The following is a 2,887-nucleotide window of genomic DNA, read 5'->3' on the forward strand; positions in this document are numbered from 1 at the left end:
GCCGTAGCCGCCGCGCCCGCCACCGCCGCCCTCCCGGGGGGTGGCCTTGTTGACCCGGATCATCCGCCCCATCCACTCCACGTTCTGGAGATCGTCGATGGCCTTCTGCTCATCGTCTTCGCTGGCGAGTTCCACAAAGGCGAAGCCGCGCTTGCGCCCGGTTTCTCGATCGAGCGGCAGGCTGCACTGACGCACCTCCCCGTACTGGCCGAAGAGATCGAGCAGGTCCTCGCGTTCAGCCTGGAAAGAGAGGTTGCCAACGTAAATGGTCATGAATGAAGCAGAACCTGGAACGAAGTCCTGTGAACGGAGAGAATGAGTGCTGGCCCCGTCGTGGCGAACCGGCGCAGCACCATTGCGGTGCCAACAGGAATGGAACCCAATTTAGGGGGCGAAGCCAGCTCACAAGCCTCTGCTGTCCGGCAGAAGGTATCCCTGGCCACCCGTCGCTGACGGGGACGGCGGCGGCCGGGGCCAGCGTAAAGAAGCCTGAAGCAGTTCCCGAAAAGACTCTGAAGAAGCTGCGCTGCTCCCGATTGCTGGGGCATTGTCAGCAAATCGTGATCTGATCAGGTGGATGCATGACGGCCCCCGTTGCTTGGAGCCTGGCCTGGAGCGAAGACGGCGAGCTGGCACCCCAGGATCGCTTTGATCTGCTTCAGAGCCTGGTGCAGACCGAGAGCCAGGACGTGCAGCCCTCCCTGATCGCGGCTGTGGAGGTCATGGAGCTGACCGAGGTCAGCGGCAGCCACTGCACCAGTGTCACCAGGCTCTGGGCCTGAGCCCAGGGGCTGGACTCAGCCCCGGAAGCGGGAGATCTGCAGGGGTTTGTTGAGCACCCGCAGCTCCCGCAGGCTCGCGAAGATGTCTTCGGGCATGCCCTTCGGCAGATCAATGATGCTGTGGGCATCGAAGATCTGAATCCGGCCGATCGCCTTGCCCTGCAGACCGGTCTCGTTGGCGATCGCGCCCACCAGGTTGCCCGGCTTGATGCGGTCGCGCCAGCCGAGTTCCACCCGGAAGCGGTCCATGTCGGCTTCCGGTGCCCCCAGGGAGCGCTCGGGGCGTCCGCCGCGACGCAGCTCTCGGCCACCGTCGCGACCCCCATCGCGGAAGTCGCGACCCCCGTCGCGGCCGTCGCGACGGGCCGGGCCCTGGGGCCGCACCTGGGTGAAGTCGTCGTTGCCCTGCAGCAGCAGGGGTTTGCCCGCCAGACCCAGCTCCAGGGCGGCCAGGGCCAGCTGGTCCGGGCTGCAGCCCTGCTCCTGAGCCACCCGCTGCAGGATCTCGCCCAGCAGGGCCCGTTCGTCGGCGCTGACGGCGCTCTGCTGCAGGGCGCCGGTGAGGCGCTGGCGCAGGCGATCGAGACGGCTCTGGTTGATCGTGGCGTTGTTGGGCACCTCCATGGGCTCGATCGGCTTGCCCACCGCCCGCTCCAGTCCACCCAGGAAGCGCCGCTCCCGGGGGGTGAGGAAGAGGATCGCGTCGCCCTTGCGGCCCGCCCGGCCGGTGCGGCCGATGCGGTGCACGTAGGCCTCGCCGTCAAAGGGGATGTCGTAGTTGATCACCAGGGCGATCCGCTCCACGTCCAGGCCTCGAGCGGCCACGTCGGTGGCCACGAGCACGTTCACCTGGCCGGTCTTGAGCCGCTCGATCGTGCGCTCCCGCTGGGCCTGGGGCACGTCGCCGTTGAGCACGGCCACGTCGTAGCCGTGGGCCTCCAGCGATTCGGCCACGTTGAGGGTGATCGCCTTGGTGCGGGCGAAAATGATCACCCCCTCGCTGGTCTCGCTCTCGAGCACCCGCTCCAGGGCGGCGAGCTTGAGCGGGGCCTGAACGGTGAGGTAACGCTGACGGATCCGACTCGCGTCGGCGGCCCGCGTCTTGATCGTGATTTCGGCGGGGCTGTTCAGATACTGCTGCGAGATCCGGCGGATCTCGGCGGGCATGGTGGCCGAGAAGAGCACCACCTGGCGCTGTTCTGGCAGCTGGCCCAGCACCCACTCCACGTCGTCGATGAAGCCCATGCGCAGCATTTCATCTGCCTCGTCGAGCACCAGGGCCCGCAGTTCCGAGAGGTCCAGGGTTCCTTGGCGCATGTGGTCCATCACCCGGCCGGGGGTGCCCACCACGATCTGGGCACCGCGGCGCAGATGGTGGATCTGGTCGCGGAAGTCGGCGCCGCCATAGACGGCCACCGTGCGCACCTGGGGCAGATGGGAGGCGTAGCTGCTGAAGGACTCAGCCACCTGGATGGCCAGTTCCCGGGTGGGCGCCAGCACCAGCACCTGGGGCTTGCGCTGCTCGGGGTCCAGGCCGGCCAGCATCGGCAGGGCGAAGGCCGCCGTCTTGCCGGTGCCGGTCTGGGCCTGGCCCACCAGGTCGCGCCCCAGCATCAGTTCGGGGATCGCCGCCGACTGAATCGGCGAGGGCTCGCTGTAGCCAACGGCCTCCAGGGCCTGCAGCAACTCCGGGCCGAAGCCGAAGTGGGCGAAGCCACTGGCCGGACCCGGCTCGTCGCCGCCGGCGGTCTCTGGGCTGTGGCCGGTGCTGCCAGCCGTGGAGGTCGCTGTCGCAGCAGTGTCTGCAGCACCACTCCCCTGAGTGGTCAGCTCCCGAACAGCAGCCGTCTCGTGGGCGGCTGACTGGAGGCCAGGAGTCGACGTCTGGGTGGGCTCGGTCTGGGTCGGTTCGGTCTGGGTGGGCACCGCCGTGCCGGACACGTTCTCGCTGGGAATGATCGGAGCTGCAGCTGCGGCGTCAGGGGCCGGCTCGAGGGAGCCGCTGGCCTCTGCCGAGGGGTCTGCCGCTGTGGCCGCAGGGGCCGTCGTGTCGTCGATCTGGACGCTCTGGGGAGTGAGGGAAATGGTGTCGCTGGGGGTGGTGG

3 protein-coding genes are annotated in these 2,887 nt (G+C 68.3%); 1 reads left to right on the forward strand and 2 read right to left on the reverse strand.

The window, feature by feature from the left end; genetic code table 11:
• A partial coding sequence (locus IQ216_RS13000; protein ID WP_193815805.1) for an RNA-binding protein occupies positions 1–273 on the reverse strand: 273 nt, incomplete at its 3' end.
• A gap of 308 nt (positions 274–581) precedes the next feature.
• On the opposite strand from IQ216_RS13000, the gene IQ216_RS13005 reads away from it, so the two are divergent.
• The gene (locus IQ216_RS13005) at positions 582–782 is read left to right on the forward strand and encodes a hypothetical protein (protein WP_193815806.1); all 201 of its coding nucleotides are present in this window, start codon (positions 582–584) and stop codon (positions 780–782) included.
• 15 nt (positions 783–797) lie between these two features.
• Here the strand turns inward: IQ216_RS13005 and IQ216_RS13010 are convergent, their stop codons facing one another.
• Complete coding sequence (locus tag IQ216_RS13010) at positions 798–2,612, reverse strand: DEAD/DEAH box helicase (protein ID WP_193815807.1); 1,815 nt, start codon at positions 2,610–2,612, stop codon at positions 798–800.
• Positions 2,613–2,887: the final 275 nt, after the last annotated feature.

Origin of the sequence: Cyanobium sp. LEGE 06143 (assembly GCF_015207535.1) — a bacterium.
Classification (GTDB): Bacteria; Cyanobacteriota; Cyanobacteriia; order PCC-6307; family Cyanobiaceae; genus NIES-981.